The following is a 23,251-nucleotide window of genomic DNA, read 5'->3' on the forward strand; positions in this document are numbered from 1 at the left end:
GGTTCGGAACAATGAATAAAGATGGAGCACCTATAAACAAAGGTTATGGGGCTGCCATGCGCCTTCGTCACATCGAGATATTCCAGGCCATACGCCAGGCCGGCTCCATCAGCGGCGCCGCGCAGTTGCTGCACGTCTCCCAGCCGGCGGTGACCAAGGTGCTGCAGCACGCCGAGCAACAGCTGGGATTTGCCCTGTTCCTGCGGGTGCGCGGCAAGTTGCAGGCCACTCCTGAAGCCCTGGAGCTGGAGCGCGAAGTCGACAAGGTCAGCGAAAGCCTGCAAGGCGTGCGACGACTGGCCCAGAGCCTGCGCCGCGAGGCCGGTCACAACCTGCGCATCGGCGCGACCCCGGCCCTGGCCCTGTCGCTGCTACCGGCGGCCATTCATCAATGGACCCGGCGCTACCCGGACATTGTCTGTGAGCTGTCCAGCGCCCACAGCCGTGAACTGGTGCAGAACCTGTTGATGCGCGAGATCGACGTCGCCCTGACCTTGCAGCCGCCTGATCACCCAGGGCTCAAAGCCCAGGCTCTGGCCAGCGGTGTGCTGGTGGCGCTGGCGCCGAAGGGGCATTGGGACGACGCGGCGGTGGGTAAGCCGATGTCGCTGCAGGAACTGGCCGGCGCGCCCCTGATCGGCTTGTCCAGCGCCGATCCGCTTTCGGCCCGGCTGGACGGTTATCTCGAAGCCGTGGAGCCTGCGCCGCGCATCAGCATCGCCGTGCAGACCTATTCACTGGCCCGGGCCATGGTGGAGTCCGGTGCCGGCATGGCGGTGATCGACCCGTTCACGGCCCTCGGCGCGTCGAAGACCCGCACGGCTATCCGACCGTTGTCGCCACCGCTGCCCATCTCGCTCTACGCCGTGACCCGGGCCAACGAAGCGCCGGCACATACCCTGGGCGCCCTGCTGGAGATTTTCGCCAGCCAGGCCCAGGGGCAACTGGATCGGCTGTTCACGGCCGGCCGCTAAAGGACGTAGAACAGAATCGCCACGAAGTGCAGCAGGCTGCCGGCGATCACAAACAGATGCCAGATGCCATGGGCATGGCGCAATCGCTTATCGAGGGCGAAGAAAATGATGCCCACGGTGTACAGCACGCCGCCCGAGGCCAGCCAGGCAAAACCGGTGCTGCCCAGGGCCGCCAGCAGCGGCTTGACCGCCACCAGCACGATCCAGCCCATCACGGCGTAGATCACGATCGACAGGACCCGTGCTTCGGACCGCGGCTTGATTTCCTGCAAGATGCCAATCACGGCCAGCCCCCAGACGATCCCGAACAACGTCCAGCCCCACGGCCCGCGCAGGGTCACCAGGCAGAACGGTGTGTAGCTGCCGGCGATCAGCAGGTAGATCGAAAAATGATCGACCTTCTGCATGATCGCTTTTTTGCGCCCACGCACGCTGTGATAGACCGTCGAGGCGCTGTACAGCACCAGCAGGGTAAACCCGTAGATCGCCACGCTGACGATCTTCCATGGATCGCCGGTCAGCCCGGCGAGCACCACCAGCCACACCCCGCCGATAAACGCCGCGATGGCCCCAACCAGGTGGGTCCAGGCGTTCAGTCGTTCGCCGTGATACATCGATTCCTACCCCTCCATGATGAAACAGCCGCCAAGGCTCAGGCCTGTGGCGCAAAAGTGCAATGGTTTGCTGCACTCGTCGATCCATCAATCATCTGTGGCGAGGGGATTTAGCGAAACGTCGCACCGCCCCGCTGGGGCGCGTAGCGGCCCTAAATTCTGTATCGCGACTCAACCCCCATGGCGAGCGCTTCGCACTCGAACGGGGCGGTGCGACGTTTCGCTAAATCCCCTCGCCACAGCAAGCTCCCTCGCCACAGTAAATCTCCTTTGCATCAGATCGATTGAGGCACAATCGGATGACACGAATAAGAGTCCGCCCCATGCTGATCGACGAAGAATTGACCCTGAAGAAACTCGAGGTGTTCCTGGCGTTCATGCGCACCGGCAACCTGGCGCGGGCGGCGGCGGAGTTGCAGACCAGCAACGTCAGCGTGCACCGGGCCATTCATTCGCTGGAAAGCGCCCTGCGCTGCCCGCTGTTCAAGCACGAAGGCCGCAACCTCACTCCGCTGGAAAGCGCCTATGTGCTGGAGGAGCGGGCGCAGAAACTGATCCAGGACGTGGTCGAAAGCGTACGCCTGACCCGCGAAGCCGCCGGGTTCTCCGCCGAGCGCTTCAAGTTGGGCTCGCTGTACTCGCTGACGGTCAAGACCGTGCCGCAGTTGATCATGGGCCTGAAGATCCGTCGCAGCGAACTCAACATCGACCTGATCATGGGTTCGAACATCGACCTGCTGTACAAGCTCAAGAACATGGAAGTCGATGCGATCCTGGTGTCCCTGGATGACAGCGTCAACGACCCGGACTGCGAGCAGATCGCGCTGTTTTCCGACGACATCTTCCTCGCCACGCCAGCCGACTCACCGTTTGCCCAACGCAGCGAAGTCGACCTGGCCGAAGTGCGCGACGAGACGTTCATCACCCTGACCCAGGGTTTCGCCACGCATCAGGACGGGATCCGGGTGTTCCGGCAGGCGGGGTTCGAGCCGAAGGTGGCGATGCAGGTCAACGACATCTTCACCTTGCTGAGCATGGTCAGCTCCGGGGTCGGTTATGCGTTGCTGCCGGGCCGGATTGCGGCGGTGTATGAGAACCGGGTGAAACTCATCCCATTGCAGGAGAAGTACCGCTTGCAGCAGCACATCGGCGTGGTGTTCCTCAAGGCCAAGGAGCGCGATCCGAACCTGCTGGCGTTATTGGCCGAATGCCGGATGTATGCCAATCGCCAAGCCATCCCATGATCGTCCCCATGCTCTGCGTGGGGATGCAGCCCGGGACGCTCCGCGGCCCAAAAGCGTGACGCGGAGCGTCAAAGGAGGCATTCCCACGCAGAGCGTGGGAACGATCAAAATTGCAGCCTGCAAACTAGCCCAGCAACCCACGCATGATCAGGAACAACACCGAAGGGCCCAGCAAACAACCCAGCGCGGTATAGAACGCCGCCGTCAGGCACCCATACGGCACCAGCTTCGGATCGGTGGCCGCCAGCCCGCCGGCCACCCCGCTGGAGGTACCCATCAACCCGCCGAAGATCACCGCACTGCGTGGATTGTTGAGTCCGATCAACGGCGCCACGAAAGGCGTCGCCACCATCACCAGGATCGCCTTGATCAACCCCGCCGCAATGGACAGCGCCATGACCTCGGAACTGGCGCCAATGGCCGCTCCGGTGACCGGCCCGACGATGTACGTGACCGCCCCGGCACCGATGGTAGTCAGGCTCACTGCATCGGTGTATCCGAAGGCCATCGCCACACCCACGCCGGCAATGAACGAGGTGCCCACGCCGACAAACAGCGCCACCACTCCGACGAAACCGGCGCGCTTGAGCTCCTCGACACTCACCCCAAACGCCGTGGCGACAATGGCAAAGTCCCGCAGCATGGCGCCGCCCAGCAAGCCGATCCCGGAAAGCAGCGGAATGTCCACCACCCCCTTCTGCCCCCCGGTCATCGCCCCGCCGATATACGACAGCATCAGCCCCAGCAGAATCGCGATGGCCGAACCGTGCAGGCGGCCCTTGGTGAACGTGTTGCTGATCCAGTACGACACCCACATGGTGATGCCGACAACCGCGAAACCGCTGATCAGGCCGTAGCCAGTAATCACTTTCATCATTGATTCGTACATGGCGATCACCCTACCGTCTTCGCGGAAACGTTGGCTTCAGGCTCTTTGTGGCCGATGCGCACCAGGACCGGCACCATCGCAAAGGCAATCACCACCGCCAGGGTGCCGGCCAGGATCGCCATCGGCCCGCCCTTGAGCGCGCCATAGACGTTTTGCTGGGCCGCCATGGCAACCACGATGGGAATGTAGATCGCACTCCAGAATTCCACGCCGGCCTCGGATTTGCCCTTGAACAGACCGCGCTTGCTCAGGTAACTGCCCAGGCCGATCAACAGCAGCATCGCAATGCCGACGCCACCGACGTTGGCCGGCACGCCGATCAGTTTGCCCAGCAGTTCACCGATGAAAATACCCGCCAGGGTACAAAAGGCCAGAAACGCCACACCGTAAATAATCATTGTCGTAGTCCTCAAAGTGCATCGTCGAAGTTGTTGTTTTTGTGCTTCGCCAGCTTGAGTCGGTGGTCTAGGGTTGGCGGCTTCCCTCCTCTGCGAGCAGCGTTTGCAGGGTATCGAGCCGCGCGCCGTCGAATGCCATGACAGTGCCCTGCTCGAACACCCGGCGCGCCAGCCCGGTCAGCACCGCACCGGGTGGCAGCTCGATCTGCAAGCGCACGCCTCGCTCATAGGCACTTTGCACCGTGCCGCGCCAATCGACGACGCGGCACATGTTGAAAGCCAGGTCGTCGCGCAAGGCGTCGGGCTTTGTCACCGGCCGGGCGCGACTGCCGCTGAGATAACCCAATGTCGGGGCTTGCAATGGCACCTCGGCAAAGGCCTGGGCCAAGGTTCGCGCCGGACTCTCCAGCAATGGGCAATGGGACGGCACGCTGACCGCCAGGCGACACGCTTTTCCCGCGCCCTGGCTGCGTGCATGCCGGGCAACAACCGCCATGGCCTCGTCGCTGCCGGCGATGACCACCTGATTATCGGCATTGATGTTGGCCAGGTAGACCGGCGTTGCATCGCTGTGCACCTGGGCCAGCAACCCCTCCACAACGGCGAGGTCCAGGCCGATGATCGCGGTCATGCCGTAGCCTTGCGGATAGGCCTGCTGCATCAAGTCGCCCCGCAGGCTGACCAGCCGCAACGCATCCTCGAACCCCAGCGCACCGGCCACCACCGCCGCCGGATACGCGCCGATGGACAGCCCCGCCACGTAGTCCGGCGTAGACGCCTGCTCCAGCAAGCGGCGTGACGCCGCCACGCCGGCGATCAACAGGCACAACTGCACGGCGCGGGTCGATTGCAAGGCTTCGGCGCTGTCCAAGCGCAATACGTCTTCGCCAAGCACATCGCTCGCTTCAGCCAACACATGCGGCGCCAGGCCATGGAGCATGCCCGCACGCTGCGCACCCTGCCCGGGGAATACCAGGAGACTGCTCATGCGACTTGCTCCAGCGACGGCTGCCAGGGATTGCTCACCAACCGGGCCTGGAGGTCATCCTTGAGCAGGACCCGACGTGACGAACCCGCCCACTCTCGCAGGGCCACAGCACCGAATGGCGTCTGCAACTGCATGTCCACGGCGCACACCGAGCCATCGAGTTGCGCCAGCAAGTCCCTGGCCTGATCGCGATCCATCGGCTGCGGCGTGCGCAGGATCAGGTCCAGGTCGCTGCGCTCATGCAGTGCCTCGATGCCGCTGGCGAGTTCGAACCCGGCGCTGCCGCTGATGCCCCAGGTCCAGCCGCAGGCGTCGAGCACCGGCCGCAGGCGGGACAGCGCCTGCAGGGCCGGCAAGTCCCGTTGGCACTTGATGTGACAGAGCTCTTCCGGGCGCACCCGACGCTGGATCGCCGACAACGGCATCAACGCGGCGTAACGCTGCTCCCGAGCCCGACCACGAACGCCCACCGCCACCTGCCCCGGTGCCGTCAGCGCCCGCCGCACCACCACCGGTTGCCCGAGGCCGAGGGCTTGCACAGCCCACGCCGGAGCATCCGCTGGCAACTGCTGCGGGGTCATCCCCCACAACAGGTCGTGCGCCAGGAAGGTGCTCACCACTGCGCGCTCAGCAACTGGCGAACGTGGCTGGAAGCGGCCCGATGGGGCGCCCCGAGGCGGCAGCTCAAGTTTCGAGGCGCATCGGCCACATCGTTGATCGCTTGTTGCAGGCAATCGCTGACCCGAGCCAGATCAGTCGCCAATGGCTGTTCGATCTGCTCGACCGACAAGGTTTCCCACAACAACCCCAGACTGGCATAGCTATCAATGTCATAGGCCATCGGCGGCACGCTGGCAGCCAGGGCTTCCAATTCTTCGACACTGCGCAGGGTTACCCGCGCCGCCGAGGCCTTGCCCATGGCGTGGACCATCACCCCAGGATCGCGCAGTGCAATCAGCCGGTTGGCCTGGTAGCCGTGGGCCAGGAACGCCCCGGACATCGCCTTGCCCACCAGCAAGCCGATCACCGGGTGGCCGGCCAACCGGGCACGGGCGTAACTGTCCGCCGCACCGGCCAACGCCTGATGGATGCCCAGGGCTTCCTCCCGGCGACCATAAGCCTGGCTGGGCACGTCGACAATGGCGATCAGCGCACGCTTGTTGGACGCCTCGCGGTCAGCCTCGATGGCGTCATCCACCGCCTTGGCCAGGCCCCAGCCTTCCAACAGGCCGACCTCACCGTTGCGGGCCCGGGGAAAACGATTATCGGGGTCGGCCACCACCGCCAACAGGCGCACGGTCTGCCCACCCAACCTGGCGTCGGCCGCTTTCACCGAAGCGGGCAGCCCCGACAGCGGCTCGGCGCCGCCACTCAAGGCTTCGAACCAGCGCAAGCCTCTCAATGAATACGAACTCATGGGCGTTCTCCCTGATACAGCTGGCGAACCGCAACCGGTTCGATCTGCACGTCAGTGTCCAATCGGGCCAGGCGTTGCAGGAACCACTCGGCCTGGCCGCTACGGTGTTCGGCGGGTACCCCCAGGTGCAACAACTGGCTGACCTGATGGCGGATCTGCTGCACATCATCGGCGCAATAACGGTCCACCAATCCGCTGGCGAAACGCTGCTCGCCACCGGTCAGGCTCCAGATGAACGGGCGATCCCGGGCGTCGTATTCCTCGATCCCGGCTTCCTGCTCGATCACTTGTGGGCCGTTCAATCCCAGCCGCGCTTCCTGGGTCACCAGCAGATAGCTGCACAGCCCGGCGGCGATGGACATGCCGCCAAAGCAACCGACACTGCCGGCCACCACACCGACCACCGGCTGATACTGGCGCAGGTCGACAATTGCCGAATGAATCTCGGCGATGGCCGCCAACCCGAGATTGGCTTCCTGCAAACGCACGCCGCCGGTTTCCAGCAGCAGCACTGCACGGGTCGCAACGCCGTTGCGGTTGTCCTCGGCGGCCAGCTCCAGGGCGCCGGCGATTTTCGCCCCACCCACTTCGCCGAGGCTGCCGCCCTGGAATGCGCCTTCGATGGCGGCGAGCACCACCGGCAAGCCGTCGATGCTGCCCTTGGCGATTACCACGCCGTCGTCGCTTTGCGGCACCACGCCTTGACGCAGCAGCCATGGCGACATGACTCGCTGAAATGGGTCGAGCAGTTCGCGAAACGTGCCGTCATCAAGCAAGGCCTTCGCCCGTTGCCGGGCACCGAGTTCGACGAAGCTGTGCTTGTTGAGCAACGCTGCACTGTCAGTCATGGCCGATCTCCTCGAAACCTTGCTCCAGGCGCAGACGCACCACGCCGGGGGTGGCGCCGAAATCGTGGATGTCGATGGACAGCGCGGGCGGCACCTGGCCGTCGAACATGCGGGTGAAGAGATGCTGCCAGCGTTGTTCGCTGCCATTGACCGAGGTCTGCACCTGGATGGTCAGCTTGCCTGCCAGCCCCGGCTCGATCAGCACTTCCAGGTCGCCCGAACCGACACAGCCCACCAGCGCCCGGCCCCGTGGCGGCTGCCCGGCGGGGAATTCAAAGGATAAGGTTTCCATCAGCACACTCCCTGGATGACGCTATCACCCGACTCGATACGGTCGATGAACAGGCAGGCCGCGAGCAGGTCGGCGGCGCCGCCGGGCGAGGCGTTCAATGCAATCAGTTGTTGGTCCAGCGCGTGCAATCGGCGGCGACCGTCGAGGCTCGCGCTGCCACCGGCATCCAGTACCGCCTGGGCACCGGCCTGCATGGCCTGCAACCCGGGTTCGCCGGCGCGGTACAGCACGCACGTGTCCGCCAGTTGGGTCATGATCGCCAGCAAGGCGTCGAGCCGCGCGTTCTGTTCGCCATGGCCCTGGCTGCGGCTGCGCCTGAGTTGCGGCAGTGCGCGCTGCATGATCGAAGGAAAGCCAAGCTGCGCTTCTTCCCTTGCGCCGCGTGCGCCATAGCGCTGGGCCACCTGTGCGCCATGGCTGAGGGGTCTTGGTGCGTAACGATCTTCGAGCAGCGCCAGGCGTGCGGCACGCAAGGTGACTGCGCTGGCCGTGCTGGATTCAGGTTCCAGCGCCGCAGCAGCCACCAGCAGGCCCAACGCCCAGATCGCTCCACGATGAGTATTCACGCCGCCGGTGGTGGCAAGCATCGCCGCTTCGCCTTCACGGCCGATCCGTCCGAGGGCTTCGCGCAGCGGCAGGCCCACTTCGCCGAACGCCATCGCCGCGTCAGCCATTTCCTTGAAAGCGGGCCACAAGGAAAGCGCCGAGGCGTGCATCAGCCCAAGATGCAGATCGGTATGGGCGCCATTGCCGCGGCGGTCCACCAGTGCCGGCTTGGGCGACAGGTCCGCTTCGTCGATCAGCGCGTCCACCGCCAGGTCCGCCAGCCGTTCGGCCAGGGTCAGGGGTTTCGGTTGCAGGTTGTGTGCGTGCATTACCAGCTCCTGAACTTGGCGGGTGGGTTGTAGAGGCCGCCGGACCACTCCACCAAGTCGGCCACGCTCTTGGCGGCGAGCAATTCGCGGGTGGCGTCGGTGCGGCGGATGCCGAGGTCTTCGGGCAAGGCGATCAGCCCTTCGCGACGCATGCGGGCGGTGTCTTTCGGGTTGTGGCGCAGGCCGATGGCGGTGACCCCGGCAACCGCCGCGATCATCGCCTGGCGCTCTTCCAGGGAACGGGCCTTGTACAGATAGGCAATGCCCTCTTCGGTCAACAGATGGGTGACGTCGTCGCCGTAGATCATGATCGGCGCCAGCGGCATGCCGGCTTTCTTCGCCACATCCACCGCGTCGAGGGTGTCGACGAACGTTGGTTTGCCGCCCTCCTGGAAGGTCTCGACCATCTGCACCACCAGCTTCTTGCCGCGTTCGAGCAATGGAGCCTCGCCGTCACCGTGGCGCATGTCGAGCCAGGCCGGGGTGCCGTGGCGGCGACCACGGGGATCGTGCCCCATGTTCGGCGCCCCCCCAAAACCGGCCAATCGGCCTCGGGTGACCGTCGAGGAATGACCGTCGCCATCCACTTGCAGGGTGGCACCGATGAACAGGTCCACCGCGTACTGGCCGGCCAGTTGGCAGACCATGCGGTTGGAGCGCAGCGAGCCATCGCGACCGGTGAAGAACACGTCCGGCCGGGCGGCAATGTAGTGCTCCATGCCCAGTTCGGTGCCGAAGCAGTGCACGCTTTCGACCCAGCCGCTTTCGATGGCCGGAATCAGCGTCGGGTGCGGATTGAGGGTCCAGTTGCGGCAGATCTTGCCCTTCAAGCCGAGGGACTCGCCGTAGGTCGGCAGAATCAGTTCGATAGCGGCGGTGTTGAAACCGATGCCGTGGTTGAGGGACTGGACGTTGTGCTTTTCGTAGATCCCACGGATCGCCATCATCGCCATGAGCACGTGCACGGGCTTGATATGGCGCGGGTCGCGGGTGAACAGCGGCTCGATGTAGAACGGCTTGTCGGCCACCACCACGAAATCCACCCAGGATGCCGGGATGTCCACGCGTGGCAAGTCGCTGACGTCATCCACCAACTGGTTGACCTGGACAATGACGATGCCATCGCTGAAGGCCGCCGGCTCGATCAACGCCGGGGTGTCTTCGGTGCTGGGGCCGGTGTAGATGTTGCCGGCGCGGTCGGCCATGAAACCGGCCGAGAGCACCACGTTGGGAATCAGGTCCACCACCAGCCGGGCGTAGAGTTCGATGTAGGTATGGATGGCGCCGATTTCCAGCAAACCGTCTTCAAGCAGCTGGCTGATGCGCAGGCTCTGGGTCCCGGCGAAGGAAAAATCGAGTTTGCGGGCGATGCCGCGTTCGAACAGGTCCAGGTGCTCGGAGCGGCCGACGCTGGGCATGATCATGTGCAGGTCGTGCAGCTTCGAAGGATCGGCTTTTGCCAAGGAGCGCGAAAGGAAATCCGCCTGCTTCTGGTTGTTGCCTTCCAGCACCACACGGTCACCGGGCTCTATCAGGATCTGCAATGCCTCGACAATCCGGTCGGTGGGCAACACCACACCATCGACCATGCCCTTCACCTGTTCGAGACGCCGCTGCTTTTCGCCGCGCCGCCGCGTCCAGCGCGAGTCGGGGGATATTGTTGTTGTCATGACCACTCCACGGGTTCGCTGTCGTGGGGGTTACCTTAGGAGTGATGAGGCGAGGGCATCAATCAAGCTCGACGGCGGATCGTTACGCTTGGAGTAATGGTTGAAATGAATTTCGTCTGGGAACGGGTGTACACGGTATTCCTGCATGTGCGAGCCCCTGTGGCGAGGGGATTTATCCCCGCCGGGCTGCGAAGCGGCCCTCAATCCTGATCCCTCGGGAGCATCAGGCAGATTGTGTTGACTGTTCTGGGGCTGCTGCGCAGCCCGGCGGGGATAAATCCCCTCGCCACAGGCGTTATGTAAGGCTCTTATTTCTCTTGGCTGACTGACATCAGGACAAGCCGACGCCCACAGGTTCAGTGGTGTTCACAAAGGTAACGCCTACCGTCAATCCCTTGTGGGAGCGAGCCTGCTCACGATAGCGGTGGGTCAGGCACCCTTTGCATTGACGGTTCCGACGCCATCGCGAGCAGGCTCGCTCCCACATTCGGTTGAGGTGGTTCGCAAACTCCGCACCCGCCATATTCCCGTGGACTAGGCTTTTATCAGGCCGGCGGCGATTACTAATTCCTCCAACGCCAGCAAATCCGGCACCTTCGCCACATGCTCGCCCACCTGCACAGCCGCCTGCTCCAGACCGCAGAGCGGCACGTCGACGTAACTCAATTGGCTATCAAGCTTGTAGGAGCGCGGGATGCCCTGCACCAGCAAGGCGATGAATTTCAGTTCCGCGCGGCCACCCAGCGCGTTGAGCACGGCGATGCGGGCGCGCTCGCCAATCACGGTTTTCTGGTCACAGGCCGATTCGAAACTCAACAACGGGATCTGCCGCTCACGCCAACTGACCCAGCCCAGGAACCACGGCGGGGTGTCCATATCGAAGGTGCCGCTCTGATAGTCGATCAGCTCGGCCACGGCGACGTTGGGCAACACCAGGTGTCGGTCGGCCAGGGGCAGCAGCAGCCCGGTCAGGTAGCGGGTGCGGTGGTCATGCATGGGGCTTGCTCCAGTGGGCGATGCTCTCGAGCAGCACCGACTCCTGATAGGGTTTGCCCAGGTAGTCGTTGACGCCGATGGTCATGGCTCGGTCGCGATGCTTCTGGCCGGTGCGGGAGGTGATCATGATGATCGGCAGGTGCGCCAGACGCGGGTCGTTGCGCACCTGTGCCGCCACCTCGAAGCCGTCCATGCGCGGCATTTCGATGTCCAGCAACATCAGGTCCGGGGTGTGTTCGGCCAGCACCGCCATGGCATCCATGCCGTCCTTGGCGGTCAGGACGTGCATGCCATGGCGCTCCAGCAGGCGGCTGGTGACCTTGCGGACCGTCACCGAGTCGTCCACCACCAGCACCAGCAACGGCCGCTGCTGCTCGCCCTCGCCTTCGGTCAGTACCGACCGACGTGGGGCCTGGCTGGGCATGGCGCGCAGCGGTGCCAACAGGTCGAGGATCAGCACCACCCGGCCGTCACCGAGGATGGTTGCGCCGGAAAGGCCCTGTACGGCCGAGAACTGCGGACCGAGGCTCTTCACCACAATCTCCCGGGTCCCGACGGTGGCATCCACCTGCACCGCGACATGCCGCTCGTTGCATTGCATCAGCAACAGCGGCAAGGGCTGGCTCTGGCCCAGCAATTTCGGGCGGGGCGCGGTTTTCAACAACTCGCCCAGGTAGCACAACTCATACCGCTGCCCGGCGTAGGTGTAAGTGGATGGATCGAGTTGGTAATAAGCCTCCAGCTCGGCGGGCAGCACCCGCACGATGCTTTCGATGGTGTTCAACGGGATCGCGTACTGGTCTTCGTGACACTGCACCATCAGGGCCCGGTTGACCGACACGGTAAAGGGCAGGCGGATGCGGAAGTGCACCCCCTGCCCCGGCGTCGAGTCGATGACCATGCTGCCGCCCAGTTGCCGGACCTCTTCGTGGACCACGTCCATGCCAACGCCGCGCCCGGAGATCTGAGTGATTTTCTCGGCGGTGGAGAACCCCGGCTGCAGGATGAACTGCAATACGTCGCGGTCGCTGATGTCGCTGTCCGGCGCCAGCAGCCCGCGCTTGATCGCCTTGCGCCGCACCGCGTCCAGCGGCACGCCGGCGCCGTCGTCGCGGATGTCGAAGACAATGTCGCCGCCTTCCCGGGACAGGTCGAGGCTGATACGTCCACGGGCCGGCTTGCCCGCGGCGAGGCGCACGTCGGCCGGCTCCAGGCCATGATCGACGGCGTTGCGCAGCATGTGTTCCAGCGGCGCGGCCATGCGCTCCAGTACGTTGCGATCCATCTCGCCTTCGGCATTATCGACGACGAACTCCACATCCTTGCCCAGCTCCTGGGCCACTTGCCGGACGATGCGCTGGAGCCGCGGCACCATGCGCTCGAACGGCACCATGCGCGTGCGCATCAGTCCTTCCTGGAGCCGGGTGTTGATGCGCCGCTGCTGTTGCAGCAGGTTCTCGGCATCATGGTTGCTGCGGTCCAGGGTTTCCTTGAGGTCAAGCAAGTCCGAGGCGGACTCGAACAGCGCCCGGGACAACTGCTGCAACTGGGAATGCCGGTCCATCTCCAGCGGGTCGAATTCTTCGTAGCCCAGGCGCTCGGCTTCCACTTGCTGGCGACTGAGAATCCGCCCCTGGGTTTCGGTGTCCAGGCGTCGCAACTGGTCGCGCATGCGCTCGATGGTGGTTTCCATTTCGCTCAGGGCCACGTGTGCGTCATTGACTTGCTGTTCGATACGGCCACGGAAGATCGAGGTTTCTCCGGCCAGGTTCACCAGGTCGTCCAGCAGTTCGGCGGACACCTTGACCATGTCCGCACCATCGCCCGATGCACCGGGCTCGGGCTTGGCGGGCGAGGCCGCGCCCACGGGCATGGTCGGGGTCACGGCGGGCTGCGGCGCCAGCGCCTCGCTGTCCTGCGGGTGGTTGACCGCCTGGATCTGCGCAATCAGCCGGTCCGCCGGCGGGCATGCCAGGCCGGCTCGTACGGCATCGAGCATGTGGGCCAGGCGGTCATGGCTGCTCTGCAACAGGACGAACAGCGCCGGCGTCGATTGCAACAGGCCCGCGGACAAACCTTCGTAGAGGTTTTCCAACTCATGGGCCAGATCGCCTATGGGCCCGATTTCCACCATCCGCGCACCGCCCTTGAGGGTGTGCAGGTCCCGCAGCAGGGTTTCCACCGCCTGGCGATTCGACGGTTCGGCCTGCCAGCGCAGCAAGGCCGCGCCGGAGCTGTCGAGGATGTCGAAACCTTCCTCGAGGAAGATTTCCAGCAGCTCGGGATCATGGCCGGCGGCGTCGCCCGGGATCGACCCTGCACCTTCAATGGCGTTCGGCTTGTCCTGACGGAACCGGCGGATGGCATCGATCAGCGAAACCGGATCGCCCAGGGTCTGGCCTTGCTGCAATTGTCCGAGCAACAGGTCGAGGCGTTCGTGGCTGCTGTTGAGCAGGTGAGCCAGCTCATCGCTGTGGCTGTAGCGGCGATCCACCAGACCTTCGTAGAGGTTTTCCAGTTCCTGGGCCAGATCGCTGATCGGCCGGATATCGGCCATCCGCGCACCGCCCTTGAGGGTGTGCATGTCCCGCTGCAACGAAGACAGCGGCGCCCCGTTGTCCGGGTCGGCCAGCCAGCGTTGCAGGGCCTGGGCCGCGCTTTCCAGGATGTCCTGGGCCTCTTCGAGAAAGATCGAGGTAATGTCGTCGTCCAGCGGCGTGTCAGCGGGCACGTCGCGTTCGAGCTCGGCGGTTGCATGACCCAGCTCGCGGATACTCAAGGTGCGGCTGCCATCGCTGCGGATCAGGCCCGTGGCCGACGGATCGAGACCGGCCTCGAGCAAGGCGCGCAGGGCCTGTACCCGCTCGGGCCGTGGATGCACGTGCTGGCCGGCCGCCAGCTCATCGAGCATGTCTATCAGCGCCTCGTGGGCATGTTGCGCCTGCTGGAAAAATTCATCGCTGACCGCCAGGCTGCTTTCTTCCACGGCGCCATAGAGGTCGAGCAAGGCTTCGCAGAGTTCATCCACCGGCTGAAGATCGGCCAGGTGCGCGCCTTCGCCAAGGGTCGTCAACTCATCCAGCAACGCGCTTAATTCCTGGCCTTCGCCGGGGTGCTGCTGCCAGCGTTGCAGCAGGTTTTCGGCGTCCAGCAGGATGTCCATGCCCTGGGCGAGGAAATCGTTGATCAGTTGCGGGTCGCGCTTGTTCCGCGCGCCATTGTCCGAGGTACCGCTGGACGCCTGCAGGCGCTCGACCAACAGGGCCTGGGTTCGCTGGATCAAATCAGCGGCACCGGGAATCGGCGCCAGCGGATCGCTGTGCAACTGGCGCAGCCCCAGGCGCAGCAGGCCTTCGGCTTCCAACAGGCACTCGACTTCATCCAGGTCGAGGGCAATCAGGTGCACCCGGTATTCCCGAGCCAGTTGGTCCATTGCCCCGGCCAGCTCGGCAATTGGCAGCACCCCGGCCATCGATGCGCTGCCCTTGAGGGTGTGCAGGGCACGCTGCAATTCGTCGCTGGCCTGCAACGGCAGGTGTTCGGCGGCCTGGTCGAGAAAACGATTGAGGCCGGCGAGATGCCCCTGGGCTTCCTTGTCGAAGATCTTCAACAGCAGCGGGTCGAGGGCGGCCACGTCCCCCTGGTCTTCATCGAGCTCATCATTGCCCTTGGCCAGGGCGTGTGCGCGTGCGGCCAAGCGGTCGACATCGTCACGCTGGCGCTGGAGATCGGCGGCAAAATCGGCGACCAGGGCGGGCAGCAGCCGCACCGTGTCGTCCACCAGTTGCAGGACCGTAGCGCTCGGCTCGACGCTGCGCTCCAGCACCCGGTTGAGCAGGTTCTCCACTGCCCAGGCCAGTTCACCCAGCACCAGTGCCCGAACCATGCGGCCGCTGCCCTTGAGCGTGTGGAAGGCCCGGCGCACTTCGACCAGGGCGACCTGGTCAGCGGGCTGAGCGACCCAGCGCGGCAGGTACTCGTGCAGCACCTCCAGCACCTCGCCGGTTTCCTCGAGAAAGACCTCTCGCAACTCTTCGTCGACCGGATGCTCATCCACCGGTGGCGGCAGCAGACTGCCCGGCGTGCCCCTGGCCGGCGGATTGACCGCCGAGACCGGGCTGGCCAGCATGTCGGCGAGGGACCGCACGGTCTGTGGATCATCCAGCTCTTGCAGGTCCTGCATGACCTGGGCTTCGTTGGGACTCAGCACATCATCGAGCAACGGTACCCGGGCTTCGTCCGGAAAATAGCCGAGCGCGGCCAGGCTCACCTCGACCCCATCCAGCAACGGCTCGCCGGGTGTTTCCGGGTCTTCGCTCAAACGCTCCAGGTAGTATTCAAGGCCGGTGATCACGTCGGCCAGATGATCGAGCTCTTCCCAATCCGGTCGGGCCTGGTCCAGCAGCAAGTGGTCGCGGATGAATCCGTTGCAAGCCTCCACCAGGCCGGCGGCGCGACTCAAGGGGATCATCGCCAACGCGCCGCGGACCTGGGTCAGCAGGGTCGGCAGGGTTTGTAATTGCTCGCTGTTCCAGTCGGCGTCGATGTAGTCGACGATCATGTCCTTGGCCTGTTGCAGGCAGGTGTGGGCTTCCTTGATGACGATCTGGTGGATCTGGGTCAGGTCGGTGGTGGGCAGTTGGCTGTCTTCGCGTCTTTCAGGCTCGACGGTGCCGACCATGCCGGCCAGGTTGGCCTCGACATAGAGCAGGGCCCCGGCAACGTCCATGAGGGTGGCGTCATCGGGCTCGCGCTGGCCTTGGGACAGGCTCAGCACCACCGCCAATTGATCGATGATGACCTTTCGCGGCTGGCCGAAACCGAGCACTGCCAGGGTATCGGCGATCTGCCGCAGGGGCGCCAGCAGGCTGTCCAGCTCCGAAGCGTGCTGGCGGTCGCTGCGCACGAACAGGTCCAGCCGCTCCTTGACCCGCACCAGTTCCTCGCAGAGCGCGGTGAGCACCGAGCGCATGGCATCGCGGTCGGGCCCGGCCAGGCGCGCACGTTCTTCGTCGAGCATGGCACTGTCAGGTAGCGCGTCGTCCAGTGAGTAGCGTTCTTTCATGATCTGCATCTGCCCGCTGGGATGTTCGGCCTTGGCAATATAGAACAACAAGCTCTTGAGCAGGTGTGGCGGTGCCGGTTGATTGATGCCGGGCATGCCCTGGTCGAGCAGCCGCTTGAGTTCCTTGTCGGCTTCCTTGAACAGGCTGCGCAACGCCGGGCTGTTGGCGATGCGCCCGTCACGCATGCCTTCGACCAGCGCCGACGCCACCTGCCACAGGGCATTGAGCGGCGCCCCGGCGCAGAGTCCTTCCAGACGATGGAAGACCTTGGCCAGGTAACCGAGGTGGGTGGCGTCATCCTGCTCACGCAACAGGCCCACCAGGGCCATCTGCAAGGTCTGGCGCAATTTGCGCAAGGTGCCGGGCAGGTCCGCCGGCTCGAGCCGCTTCAGGGTCGCCTCGCCGAGGGGCGCGATATCGGGTAACTCCGGGCTGAACAGGCTGGTTTCCGATAACAGGCCCTCGCCCCGGGCACTGCGCAGGTCGTTGATCAGCGGCAAGACCACCAGCGGCTGGTCGCGGCGGGCACCTTGGATGCGATCCAGGTACATCGGCAGTTGCCCCAAGGCCTGGCTCAACAGGCTGATGGTTTCTTCGCGATGGGCAATGCGGTTGTCCTGCAGGGCGCTGCACAGGTGCTCCATTTCTTCGGCCAGCAACGCCGCGCCATAGAACTCGACCATCTGCAGGCCGCCATGCACCTGGTGAATACAGGCCAGGCATTGTTCAAGGGCGTCCGCCGCCTGCGGCTCATCCACCAGCCGGTTGAGGGCCAGATGGGCCTGCTTCAGCGTTTCGGCAATCTCGCCCTTGACCCATTCCAGGGCCACATAATCGTGCCGATCACCCATAACCGCTCCAATCCGGCAAATACACCCTCCTTGTGGCGAGAGGATTCATCTGTGGGAGCAAAGCTTGCTCGCGATAAAGGCAACTCAATCTCCGGCCTGACGCGTCGCTCTCATCGCGGGCAAGCCTTGCTCCCACATGATTCCCCTCGCCCCGCATACCGCCTCCAACAATCAAGACTTGTCCTCATTCTTAGCCGCCGGCAAGGTAAAACCCGACACCGACCGACGCAACTGGCTGGCCATTTTCGCCAGGTTGCCGATGCTCTCGGCGGTGGCGGTGGAGCCGGACGAGGTCTGCGTGGTGATCTGCTGGATCACGTTCATCGTCAGGGAAATCTGCCCCGCCGAGGTGGTCTGCTGCTGCGCCGCGTTGGAAATGCTCTGGATCAGCGCCGCCAGGGTCTTCGACACGCCCTCGATCTCTTCCAGGGCCACGCCGGCATCCTGGGCCAGCCGGGCGCCGCGCACCACTTCGCTGGTGGTCTGCTCCATGGAGATCACCGCTTCGTTGGTATCGGCCTGGATCGCCCGCACCAACGTTTCGATCTGCCGGGTCGCCGCCGAAGAGCGCTCCGCCAGTCGTTGCACTTCATCGGCCACCACCGCGAAGCCGCGCCCGGCATCACCGGCCATGGACGCCTGGATCGCGGCGTTGAGGGCCAATATGTTGGTCTGGTCGGCAATGTCGTCGATCAGGCTGACGATGTCGCCGATTTCCTGGGACGACTCGCCCAGGCGCTTGATGCGCTTGGCGGTGTCCTGGATCTGCTCGCGAATGTTGTCCATGCCATGAATGGTGTTGTGCACCACCTCGTTGCCCTTGTTGGCGATCTCCACGGAACGCTCGGCCACCGCCGACGACTCGGCGGCGTTGGCCGATACCTGGTCGATGGACTGGGCCATTTCATTGATTGAAGTCGAAGCTTCGCTGATCTGCTGGGCCTGGTGCTCGGAAGCCTGGGCCAGGTGCATGGCGGTGGCCTGGGTTTCCTGCACCGCGGCGGCGACCTGGCCGGCGGTGAGGTTGATGGTGGCGACCAGGTCGCGCAATTGATCCACCGAATAATTGATCGAATCGGCGATGGTGCCGGTGAAGTCCTCGGTGACCGACGCGGTGACGGTCAGGTCGCCGTCGGCCAGATCGGCAATTTCGTCCAGCAGGCGCATGATCGCGTTCTGGTTACGCTCGTTCTTCTCCGCGGTCTCACGCAACTGGCGGTTGGTTTCACGCACCATCACCAGGCCGATCAGGATGATCGACATCAGCGCCAGCAGCCCCAGCACGTAACCGCCGATGGCGTGGACGGACCGGCCGCCGGCCAGGTTTTCCAGTGCGGTGGTCAGGTGCGAGGCTTCGTCCAACAGGGTCTGCGACAGGTTGAAGATGTTGCCGGCCGACTCGCGGACCTTGAACAGCTCCGGCGAGGTTTCGAGGATTTCGTCCACCGAGCCCGAGACGAACTCGAACAGTTCACTGATTTCGCTCAGGCGTGCCCGGGCATCGCGATCCTGGACCTGGGAGATCTTCAAGGCCGGGTCGCCCTGCAACATCCCGTTGAGCACCTGGCCGAAACGCGCGGCATCGCGGCCAAAGGTATCGGCGGCCTGGCTGGCGTTTTCATCCCCCGCCAGCACGGTATTCACCGCGCCCAGAATGCGCTCGGCCAACAGCGACTGGCGCTGGGCCATGGCCACCTGGGCCGCAGGCGCACCCCGCTGCAACAGGATCTCGACGACTTTCTCGTATTCCACCTGCAACTGCGGCACGGTTTCGGCCAGGGTCGCCGCCACCTGATGCAGCGACAGCACGGTCTGCTCGCTGGACAGGATAGCGTCGGTGTTCTTGAGCAGGCGTTCCCAGTCCAGTTGCACGGCGCGCATCTGCGGTCGCAGGGTCGAAGGCGTCGGTGGCAGGCCGGTCACCGGGTCACCCTGCTTGAGGTAACCCCAGCGCAGGGCAAAATCGTTGCGTGCATCGCTCAGCAACTTGAACGCCGCAGCCTTGCCGGCGGCGGCCTCGGTGGCGTTCTTGGCAATGCGCTGGGACAGCACCCGCAACTCACCGGCATGGCCGATGTATTGTTTATCGTAGGTGGACTGGGTGTTGAGGTACGCGAAATTGGCGAACAGCAGCATGATGAAGACAATCAGCGCGACGAACAGCACGATGATCTGCGAACGACTGCGCGACGCTTCCAGTGGCTTGCCTGTGTTTGCTTTGATCATCGATTTCCGCCTGTACTGCCCAATCCAACTCGCCATGGGTGACTGATCTCAGGGCGGCTCTGTGGGAGCAAGGCTTGCCCGCGATGAAAACAGCACGGTTTGCTGCCGACCGAGGCGTCTGCATCGCGAGCAAGCTTTGCTCCCACAGGCTCGCTCCCACAGGAGGCTGCGTTGTGCCTGTTAAATAGCCACATCCATGAACCCCGCCGACTGCGTCAACGCAAAAGGGCTGAACACCTGCCACTGCCGCTCGCCACGAAACCGGCCCTTGACGAAGGCGGCTTCCGGGCAGTCGCGCTCGCCCGCCTGCATCGGCTCCAGGCTGTCCTGGGTGAAATGCTGCAACCCGAGGACTTCATCCACCAGCAACCCGGCGAACACTTCGCCATGATCCACCACCAGCACCCGCCGCTGCTTGCGCAGCGTCGACAGTTCATGCCCGAAAAACCCGCACAGGTCCATCAATGGCAACAACCGTCCGCGCAGGTTGGCCACGCCACGAACCCACGGCTTGACCCCCGGCAGATGCGTATGACGCGGCTCGTGCAGCACTTCGCTGACCTCATCCATGGGCGCCACATACCAACGCTCGCCCAGGCGAAAGCCGATACCGCTCCAGGCATGACGGTGGGTCGGTTGGGACGGCAGGTCCGCCGCCAGCGACCGGCAGCGTCGATCGATCTGCAGCAGCAGCTCGAACGCAGTCAGGGATGGGCTCATGGCCGCGCCGTCAACCCGCCAGGACGTTGTTCAGGGTCTTGATCAGGGTTTCTTCGTCGACCGGCTTGGTCAGGTAGTCCTTGGCGCCTTGACGCGTGCCCCAGACCTTGTCGGTTTCCTGGTCCTTGGTGGTGATGATGATCACCGGGATGTGCCCGGTTTCCGGATCCTTGGTCAGCTGGCGCGTGGCCTGGAACCCGTTGAGGCCGGGCATGACGATGTCCATCAACACCGCGTCGGGCTTTTCCTGGCGGGCCAGGGCCACGCCGTCGGCGCCGTTCTCGGCCTTGAGAACCTGGTGACCGTGTTTTTCCAGCATGCCGGTCAGCTTGTACATTTCAGTCGGCGAATCATCGACGATCAGAATTCGTGCCATGGTGTTCCCCATTCTTGTCGACCCCAGGCTCTGCGCCCGGGCGTCATTTAATGTGCCTGGTGCGGCTGGACGGCGGCAAAGCCCGGAACATGAGCTTGTATCGCGCCCAGCAGTTCTTCCTTGCTGAAAGGCTTGGTCAAAAACTGATCGGAACCGACGATGCGTCCCTTGGCCTTGTCGAACAGCCCGTCCCGGGACGACAGCAGGATCACTGGCGTGGCCTTGAAGGCGCTGTGGTTCTTGATCAGGGCGCAGGTCTGGTAACCGTCCAGACGCGGCATCATGATGTCGACAAAGATGATGCCCGGGTGATGGTCGGTGATCTTGGCCAGGGCATCGAAGCCATCGACCGCCGTGATCACCTCGCAACCCACATTGCGCAGCAGGGTTTCGGCGGTACGGCGAATGGTCTTCGAGTCATCGATGACCATGACCTTCAAGGCGCTGGGTTGCTGCTGCGTAGGATGCTCTGCCATTGCCACTGCGAACCGGTTTTAAACGCGTAAATGCGATCGACGGCGCAAGCCCTTGATGTTCAAGGCCCGCGCGCCACATGGCAGCCTTTTTAGCACAGTCTCCAGCGCCGGGCTATCGGCCGGACGGCATGGTGGTTTTTCCTTGACCGCGAATCCGGCGGGCGCCACTCTGACGCCACTTTTTCACGCCATTTGTGCCCATCAGATTTCGAGGAACCAAGCCATGAGCGTACGCGTCGGCATTGTCATGGACCCTATCGCCAGCATTTCCTACAAGAAGGATAGCTCGCTGGCCATGCTGCTGGCCGCTCAAAAGCGCGGCTGGGAATTGTTCTACATGGAACAGCGCGACCTCTACCAGGCCGAAGGCCAGGCCCGGGCGCGCATGAAACCGCTGAAAGTCTTCGCCAACCCTGAGAAATGGTTTGAGCTGGGCGGGGAAAAGGATGCGTTGCTGAGCGACCTGGACGTGATCCTGATGCGCAAGGATCCGCCCTTCGACATGGAATTCGTGTATTCCACCTACCTGCTGGAACAGGCCGAAACCGCCGGCGTGCTGGTGGTCAACAAGCCCCAGAGCCTGCGCGACTGCAACGAGAAGCTGTTCGCCACGCTGTTCCCGCAATGCACGCCGCCGACCATCGTCAGCCGCCGCCCGGATGTACTGCGCGAGTTCGCCGATCATCACGGCGACGTGATCCTCAAGCCCCTGGACGGCATGGGCGGCTCTTCGATCTTCCGTCACACCGCTGGTCACCCGAACCTCTCGGTGATCCTGGAAACCCTGACCCTGCACGGCCAGCAGCAGATCATGATCCAGGGTTACCTGCCAGCCATCGTCGATGGTGACAAGCGCATCCTGATGATCGACGGCGAGCCGGTGGACTATTGCCTGGCGCGCATTCCGGCAGCGGGCGAAACCCGCGGCAACCTGGCCGCCGGCGGCCGTGGCGAAGCCCGCCCGCTGACCGAGAAGGACCGCTGGATCGCGGCCCAGGTTGGCCCGACCCTGCGGGAAAAAGGCCTGTTGTTCGTGGGCCTGGACGTGATCGGCGAGCACCTGACGGAGATCAACGTCACCAGCCCGACCTGCATTCGCGAAATCGACAATGCCTTCGGCACCGACATTGGCGGGATGCTGATGGATGCCATAGAGAAGCAGCTGCAAGCTAGAAGCTCCAAGCGGCAAGCTTAATGCGTACAGCTTGTCGCTTGCAGCTTGAAGCTTGCAGCTAAAAACCAACATTGCGCTATCATGCCGGGCCCTGAAAAGAAGCAATGTTGGTTTTTGCCGCCATGACCCTTCCGTCCGATCTGCCCCTAGAGCTCGCCCACCGTGGCGTGCGTCCGGCTGATCGCCTCGGTTTTACCCTGTTCCTGGCGGCGCTGATCCACCTGGCCCTGCTGCTGGGCGTCGGATTTGCCACGGTCGAGCCCAAGCAGATCACCCAGACCCTGGAAATCACCCTGGCCACCTTCAAGAGCGAAACCAAGCCGAAGCAGGCGGATTTCCTCGCCCAGGAAAACCAGCAGGGTAGCGGCACCCTGGAAAAGAAGGCGGTCCCCAAGACCACCGAGATCGCGCCATTCCAGGACAATCAGGTCCAGAAAGCCACCCCTCCCCCGGCCGCCAAGCCCGAGGTGCAGGAAACCGCCCCCAAGGCGGCCGTGACCACCGTGGCACCGAAGCCGAAGAAGGCGCCGGTCAAGGAAGAGGTCAAGCCCGATCCCAAGCCCAAGGCCCCGGCGCCGACCTTCGACAGCTCCCAGTTGTCCAGCGACATCGCCAGCCTGGAAGCCGAACTGGCCCAGGAACAGCAGCTCTATGCCAAGCGTCCGCGCATTCACCGCCTGAGCGCCGCCTCGACCATGCGCGACAAGGGCGCCTGGTACAAGGACGAGTGGCGCAAGAAGGTCGAGCGCATCGGCAATCTGAATTACCCCGACGAAGCACGACGCAAGCAGATCTACGGCAACCTGCGGCTAATGGTCTCGATCAACCGCGACGGCTCCCTGTATGAAGTGCTGGTGCTGGAGTCCTCCGGCCAGCCGCTGCTGGACCAGGCGGCCCAGCGCATCGTGCGCCTGGCCGCGCCGTTCGCGCCGTTTACCGGGGATTTGTCGGACATCGACCGGCTGGAGATCATCCGCACCTGGAAATTCTCCCGGGGTGATCGGTTGTCCAGTAACTGACACACCACCAGCCCCTGTGGGGGCGAGCCTGCTCGCGATAGCTATTGTTCATTCAATAGAGATGTCGACGGACAGGCTGCTATCGCGAGCAGGCTCGCTCCCACAAGGGGGTCTGCATCCGTCTCGGGTATTTCCTGC

20 protein-coding genes are annotated in these 23,251 nt (G+C 64.0%); 4 read left to right on the forward strand and 16 right to left on the reverse strand.

The features are described from left to right. Positions 1–56: 56 nt before the first annotated feature. Positions 57–974 (forward strand): LysR family transcriptional regulator, encoded by a 918-nt coding sequence (locus LOY35_RS26325; protein WP_258628880.1) that lies wholly within the window; start codon positions 57–59, stop codon positions 972–974. Here LOY35_RS26325 and LOY35_RS26330 read toward each other — a convergent pair. Next, complete coding sequence (locus tag LOY35_RS26330; RefSeq protein ID WP_258628884.1) at positions 971–1,588, reverse strand: PAQR family membrane homeostasis protein TrhA; 618 nt, start codon at positions 1,586–1,588, stop codon at positions 971–973. The two genes, LOY35_RS26325 and LOY35_RS26330, sit on opposite strands and share 4 nt — an antisense overlap. Before the next feature lie 323 nt (positions 1,589–1,911). On the opposite strand from LOY35_RS26330, the gene LOY35_RS26335 reads away from it, so the two are divergent. Continuing rightward, the gene (locus LOY35_RS26335; protein WP_258628886.1) at positions 1,912–2,832 is read left to right on the forward strand and encodes a LysR substrate-binding domain-containing protein; all 921 of its coding nucleotides are present in this window, start codon (positions 1,912–1,914) and stop codon (positions 2,830–2,832) included. A 124-nt stretch (positions 2,833–2,956) separates the two neighbouring features. Here LOY35_RS26335 and madM read toward each other — a convergent pair whose 3' ends face one another. From madM to LOY35_RS26410, 15 genes are all read right to left on the reverse strand, one after another. Then, complete coding sequence (madM, locus tag LOY35_RS26340) at positions 2,957–3,721, reverse strand: malonate transporter subunit MadM (RefSeq protein ID WP_258628888.1); 765 nt, start codon at positions 3,719–3,721, stop codon at positions 2,957–2,959. Positions 3,722–3,726: 5 nt separating this feature from the next. Continuing rightward, positions 3,727–4,119 (reverse strand): malonate transporter subunit MadL, encoded by a 393-nt coding sequence (gene madL, locus LOY35_RS26345; protein ID WP_258628890.1) that lies wholly within the window; start codon positions 4,117–4,119, stop codon positions 3,727–3,729. A gap of 67 nt (positions 4,120–4,186) precedes the next feature. Next, the gene (gene mdcH, locus LOY35_RS26350; protein WP_258628892.1) at positions 4,187–5,107 is read right to left on the reverse strand and encodes a malonate decarboxylase subunit epsilon; all 921 of its coding nucleotides are present in this window, start codon (positions 5,105–5,107) and stop codon (positions 4,187–4,189) included. Next, the gene (locus LOY35_RS26355) at positions 5,104–5,724 is read right to left on the reverse strand and encodes a malonate decarboxylase holo-ACP synthase (protein WP_258628894.1); all 621 of its coding nucleotides are present in this window, start codon (positions 5,722–5,724) and stop codon (positions 5,104–5,106) included. The genes mdcH and LOY35_RS26355 overlap by 4 nt, the downstream gene beginning before the upstream one ends. Next, the gene (gene mdcE / locus LOY35_RS26360; protein ID WP_258628895.1) at positions 5,721–6,524 is read right to left on the reverse strand and encodes a biotin-independent malonate decarboxylase subunit gamma; all 804 of its coding nucleotides are present in this window, start codon (positions 6,522–6,524) and stop codon (positions 5,721–5,723) included. The genes LOY35_RS26355 and mdcE overlap by 4 nt, the downstream gene beginning before the upstream one ends. Beyond that, on the reverse strand, positions 6,521–7,372 hold the full coding sequence (locus tag LOY35_RS26365; protein WP_258628897.1) for a biotin-independent malonate decarboxylase subunit beta: 852 nt from the start codon (positions 7,370–7,372) through the stop codon (positions 6,521–6,523). The genes mdcE and LOY35_RS26365 overlap by 4 nt, the downstream gene beginning before the upstream one ends. Then, positions 7,365–7,664 carry a malonate decarboxylase subunit delta gene (locus LOY35_RS26370; protein ID WP_258628900.1) on the reverse strand — a complete coding sequence of 100 codons (300 nt, stop codon included), beginning with the start codon at positions 7,662–7,664 and terminating at the stop codon, positions 7,365–7,367. Before LOY35_RS26370 ends, LOY35_RS26365 begins: the two co-directional genes overlap by 8 nt. Continuing rightward, the gene (locus LOY35_RS26375) at positions 7,664–8,539 is read right to left on the reverse strand and encodes a triphosphoribosyl-dephospho-CoA synthase (protein ID WP_258628902.1); all 876 of its coding nucleotides are present in this window, start codon (positions 8,537–8,539) and stop codon (positions 7,664–7,666) included. Before LOY35_RS26375 ends, LOY35_RS26370 begins: the two co-directional genes overlap by 1 nt. Next, a complete protein-coding gene (mdcA, locus tag LOY35_RS26380; RefSeq protein ID WP_258628905.1) occupies positions 8,539–10,209 on the reverse strand; it encodes a malonate decarboxylase subunit alpha in 1,671 nt (556 codons plus the stop codon). The genes LOY35_RS26375 and mdcA overlap by 1 nt, the downstream gene beginning before the upstream one ends. Positions 10,210–10,743: 534 nt before the next feature. Next, positions 10,744–11,205 carry a chemotaxis protein CheW gene (locus tag LOY35_RS26385; protein WP_258628907.1) on the reverse strand — a complete coding sequence of 154 codons (462 nt, stop codon included), beginning with the start codon at positions 11,203–11,205 and terminating at the stop codon, positions 10,744–10,746. Then, on the reverse strand, positions 11,198–17,122 hold the full coding sequence (locus tag LOY35_RS26390) for an Hpt domain-containing protein (RefSeq protein WP_258628910.1): 5,925 nt from the start codon (positions 17,120–17,122) through the stop codon (positions 11,198–11,200). Before LOY35_RS26390 ends, LOY35_RS26385 begins: the two co-directional genes overlap by 8 nt. A gap of 171 nt (positions 17,123–17,293) precedes the next feature. Beyond that, on the reverse strand, positions 17,294–19,348 hold the full coding sequence (locus LOY35_RS26395) for a methyl-accepting chemotaxis protein (RefSeq protein WP_258628913.1): 2,055 nt from the start codon (positions 19,346–19,348) through the stop codon (positions 17,294–17,296). A gap of 180 nt (positions 19,349–19,528) precedes the next feature. Then, positions 19,529–20,068, reverse strand: coding sequence for a chemotaxis protein CheW (locus LOY35_RS26400; protein WP_258628915.1), 540 nt, complete (start codon positions 20,066–20,068; stop codon positions 19,529–19,531). 10 nt (positions 20,069–20,078) lie between these two features. Then, complete coding sequence (pilH, locus tag LOY35_RS26405) at positions 20,079–20,444, reverse strand: twitching motility response regulator PilH (RefSeq protein WP_024778880.1); 366 nt, start codon at positions 20,442–20,444, stop codon at positions 20,079–20,081. A 47-nt stretch (positions 20,445–20,491) separates the two neighbouring features. Further along, on the reverse strand, positions 20,492–20,920 hold the full coding sequence (locus LOY35_RS26410) for a PleD family two-component system response regulator (RefSeq protein WP_258628921.1): 429 nt from the start codon (positions 20,918–20,920) through the stop codon (positions 20,492–20,494). Between the two features lie 223 nt (positions 20,921–21,143). On the opposite strand from LOY35_RS26410, the gene gshB reads away from it, so the two are divergent. Then, positions 21,144–22,115 carry a glutathione synthase gene (gene gshB / locus LOY35_RS26415; protein ID WP_258628924.1) on the forward strand — a complete coding sequence of 324 codons (972 nt, stop codon included), beginning with the start codon at positions 21,144–21,146 and terminating at the stop codon, positions 22,113–22,115. A gap of 101 nt (positions 22,116–22,216) precedes the next feature. After that, the gene (locus tag LOY35_RS26420; protein ID WP_041023969.1) at positions 22,217–23,113 is read left to right on the forward strand and encodes an energy transducer TonB; all 897 of its coding nucleotides are present in this window, start codon (positions 22,217–22,219) and stop codon (positions 23,111–23,113) included. Positions 23,114–23,251: the final 138 nt, after the last annotated feature.

The sequence above is a fragment of the Pseudomonas sp. B21-028 genome, from assembly GCF_024749045.1.
Lineage (GTDB): Bacteria > Pseudomonadota > Gammaproteobacteria > Pseudomonadales > Pseudomonadaceae > Aquipseudomonas.

Excerpts from the sequence above, each read along its gene's own strand:
- LOY35_RS26385 (WP_258628907.1), bottom strand. The coding sequence starts at position 11,205 with ATGCATGACCACCGCACCCGCTACCTGACCGGGCTGCTGCTGCCCCTG.
- mdcE (WP_258628895.1), bottom strand. The coding sequence starts at position 6,524 with ATGAGTTCGTATTCATTGAGAGGCTTGCGCTGGTTCGAAGCCTTGAGT.
- LOY35_RS26375 (WP_258628902.1), bottom strand. The coding sequence starts at position 8,539 with ATGCACGCACACAACCTGCAACCGAAACCCCTGACCCTGGCCGAACGG.
- LOY35_RS26400 (WP_258628915.1), bottom strand. The coding sequence starts at position 20,068 with ATGAGCCCATCCCTGACTGCGTTCGAGCTGCTGCTGCAGATCGATCGA.
- pilH (WP_024778880.1), bottom strand. The coding sequence starts at position 20,444 with ATGGCACGAATTCTGATCGTCGATGATTCGCCGACTGAAATGTACAAG.
- madL (WP_258628890.1), bottom strand. The coding sequence starts at position 4,119 with ATGATTATTTACGGTGTGGCGTTTCTGGCCTTTTGTACCCTGGCGGGT.
- madM (WP_258628888.1), bottom strand. The coding sequence starts at position 3,721 with ATGTACGAATCAATGATGAAAGTGATTACTGGCTACGGCCTGATCAGC.
- LOY35_RS26410 (WP_258628921.1), bottom strand. The coding sequence starts at position 20,920 with ATGGCAGAGCATCCTACGCAGCAGCAACCCAGCGCCTTGAAGGTCATG.
- LOY35_RS26395 (WP_258628913.1), bottom strand. The coding sequence starts at position 19,348 with ATGATCAAAGCAAACACAGGCAAGCCACTGGAAGCGTCGCGCAGTCGT.
- mdcA (WP_258628905.1), bottom strand. The coding sequence starts at position 10,209 with ATGACAACAACAATATCCCCCGACTCGCGCTGGACGCGGCGGCGCGGC.
- LOY35_RS26390 (WP_258628910.1), bottom strand. The coding sequence starts at position 17,122 with ATGGGTGATCGGCACGATTATGTGGCCCTGGAATGGGTCAAGGGCGAG.
- gshB (WP_258628924.1), top strand. The coding sequence starts at position 21,144 with ATGAGCGTACGCGTCGGCATTGTCATGGACCCTATCGCCAGCATTTCC.
- mdcH (WP_258628892.1), bottom strand. The coding sequence starts at position 5,107 with ATGAGCAGTCTCCTGGTATTCCCCGGGCAGGGTGCGCAGCGTGCGGGC.
- LOY35_RS26330 (WP_258628884.1), bottom strand. The coding sequence starts at position 1,588 with ATGTATCACGGCGAACGACTGAACGCCTGGACCCACCTGGTTGGGGCC.
- LOY35_RS26365 (WP_258628897.1), bottom strand. The coding sequence starts at position 7,372 with ATGACTGACAGTGCAGCGTTGCTCAACAAGCACAGCTTCGTCGAACTC.
- LOY35_RS26335 (WP_258628886.1), top strand. The coding sequence starts at position 1,912 with ATGCTGATCGACGAAGAATTGACCCTGAAGAAACTCGAGGTGTTCCTG.
- LOY35_RS26325 (WP_258628880.1), top strand. The coding sequence starts at position 57 with ATGCGCCTTCGTCACATCGAGATATTCCAGGCCATACGCCAGGCCGGC.
- LOY35_RS26370 (WP_258628900.1), bottom strand. The coding sequence starts at position 7,664 with ATGGAAACCTTATCCTTTGAATTCCCCGCCGGGCAGCCGCCACGGGGC.
- LOY35_RS26420 (WP_041023969.1), top strand. The coding sequence starts at position 22,217 with ATGACCCTTCCGTCCGATCTGCCCCTAGAGCTCGCCCACCGTGGCGTG.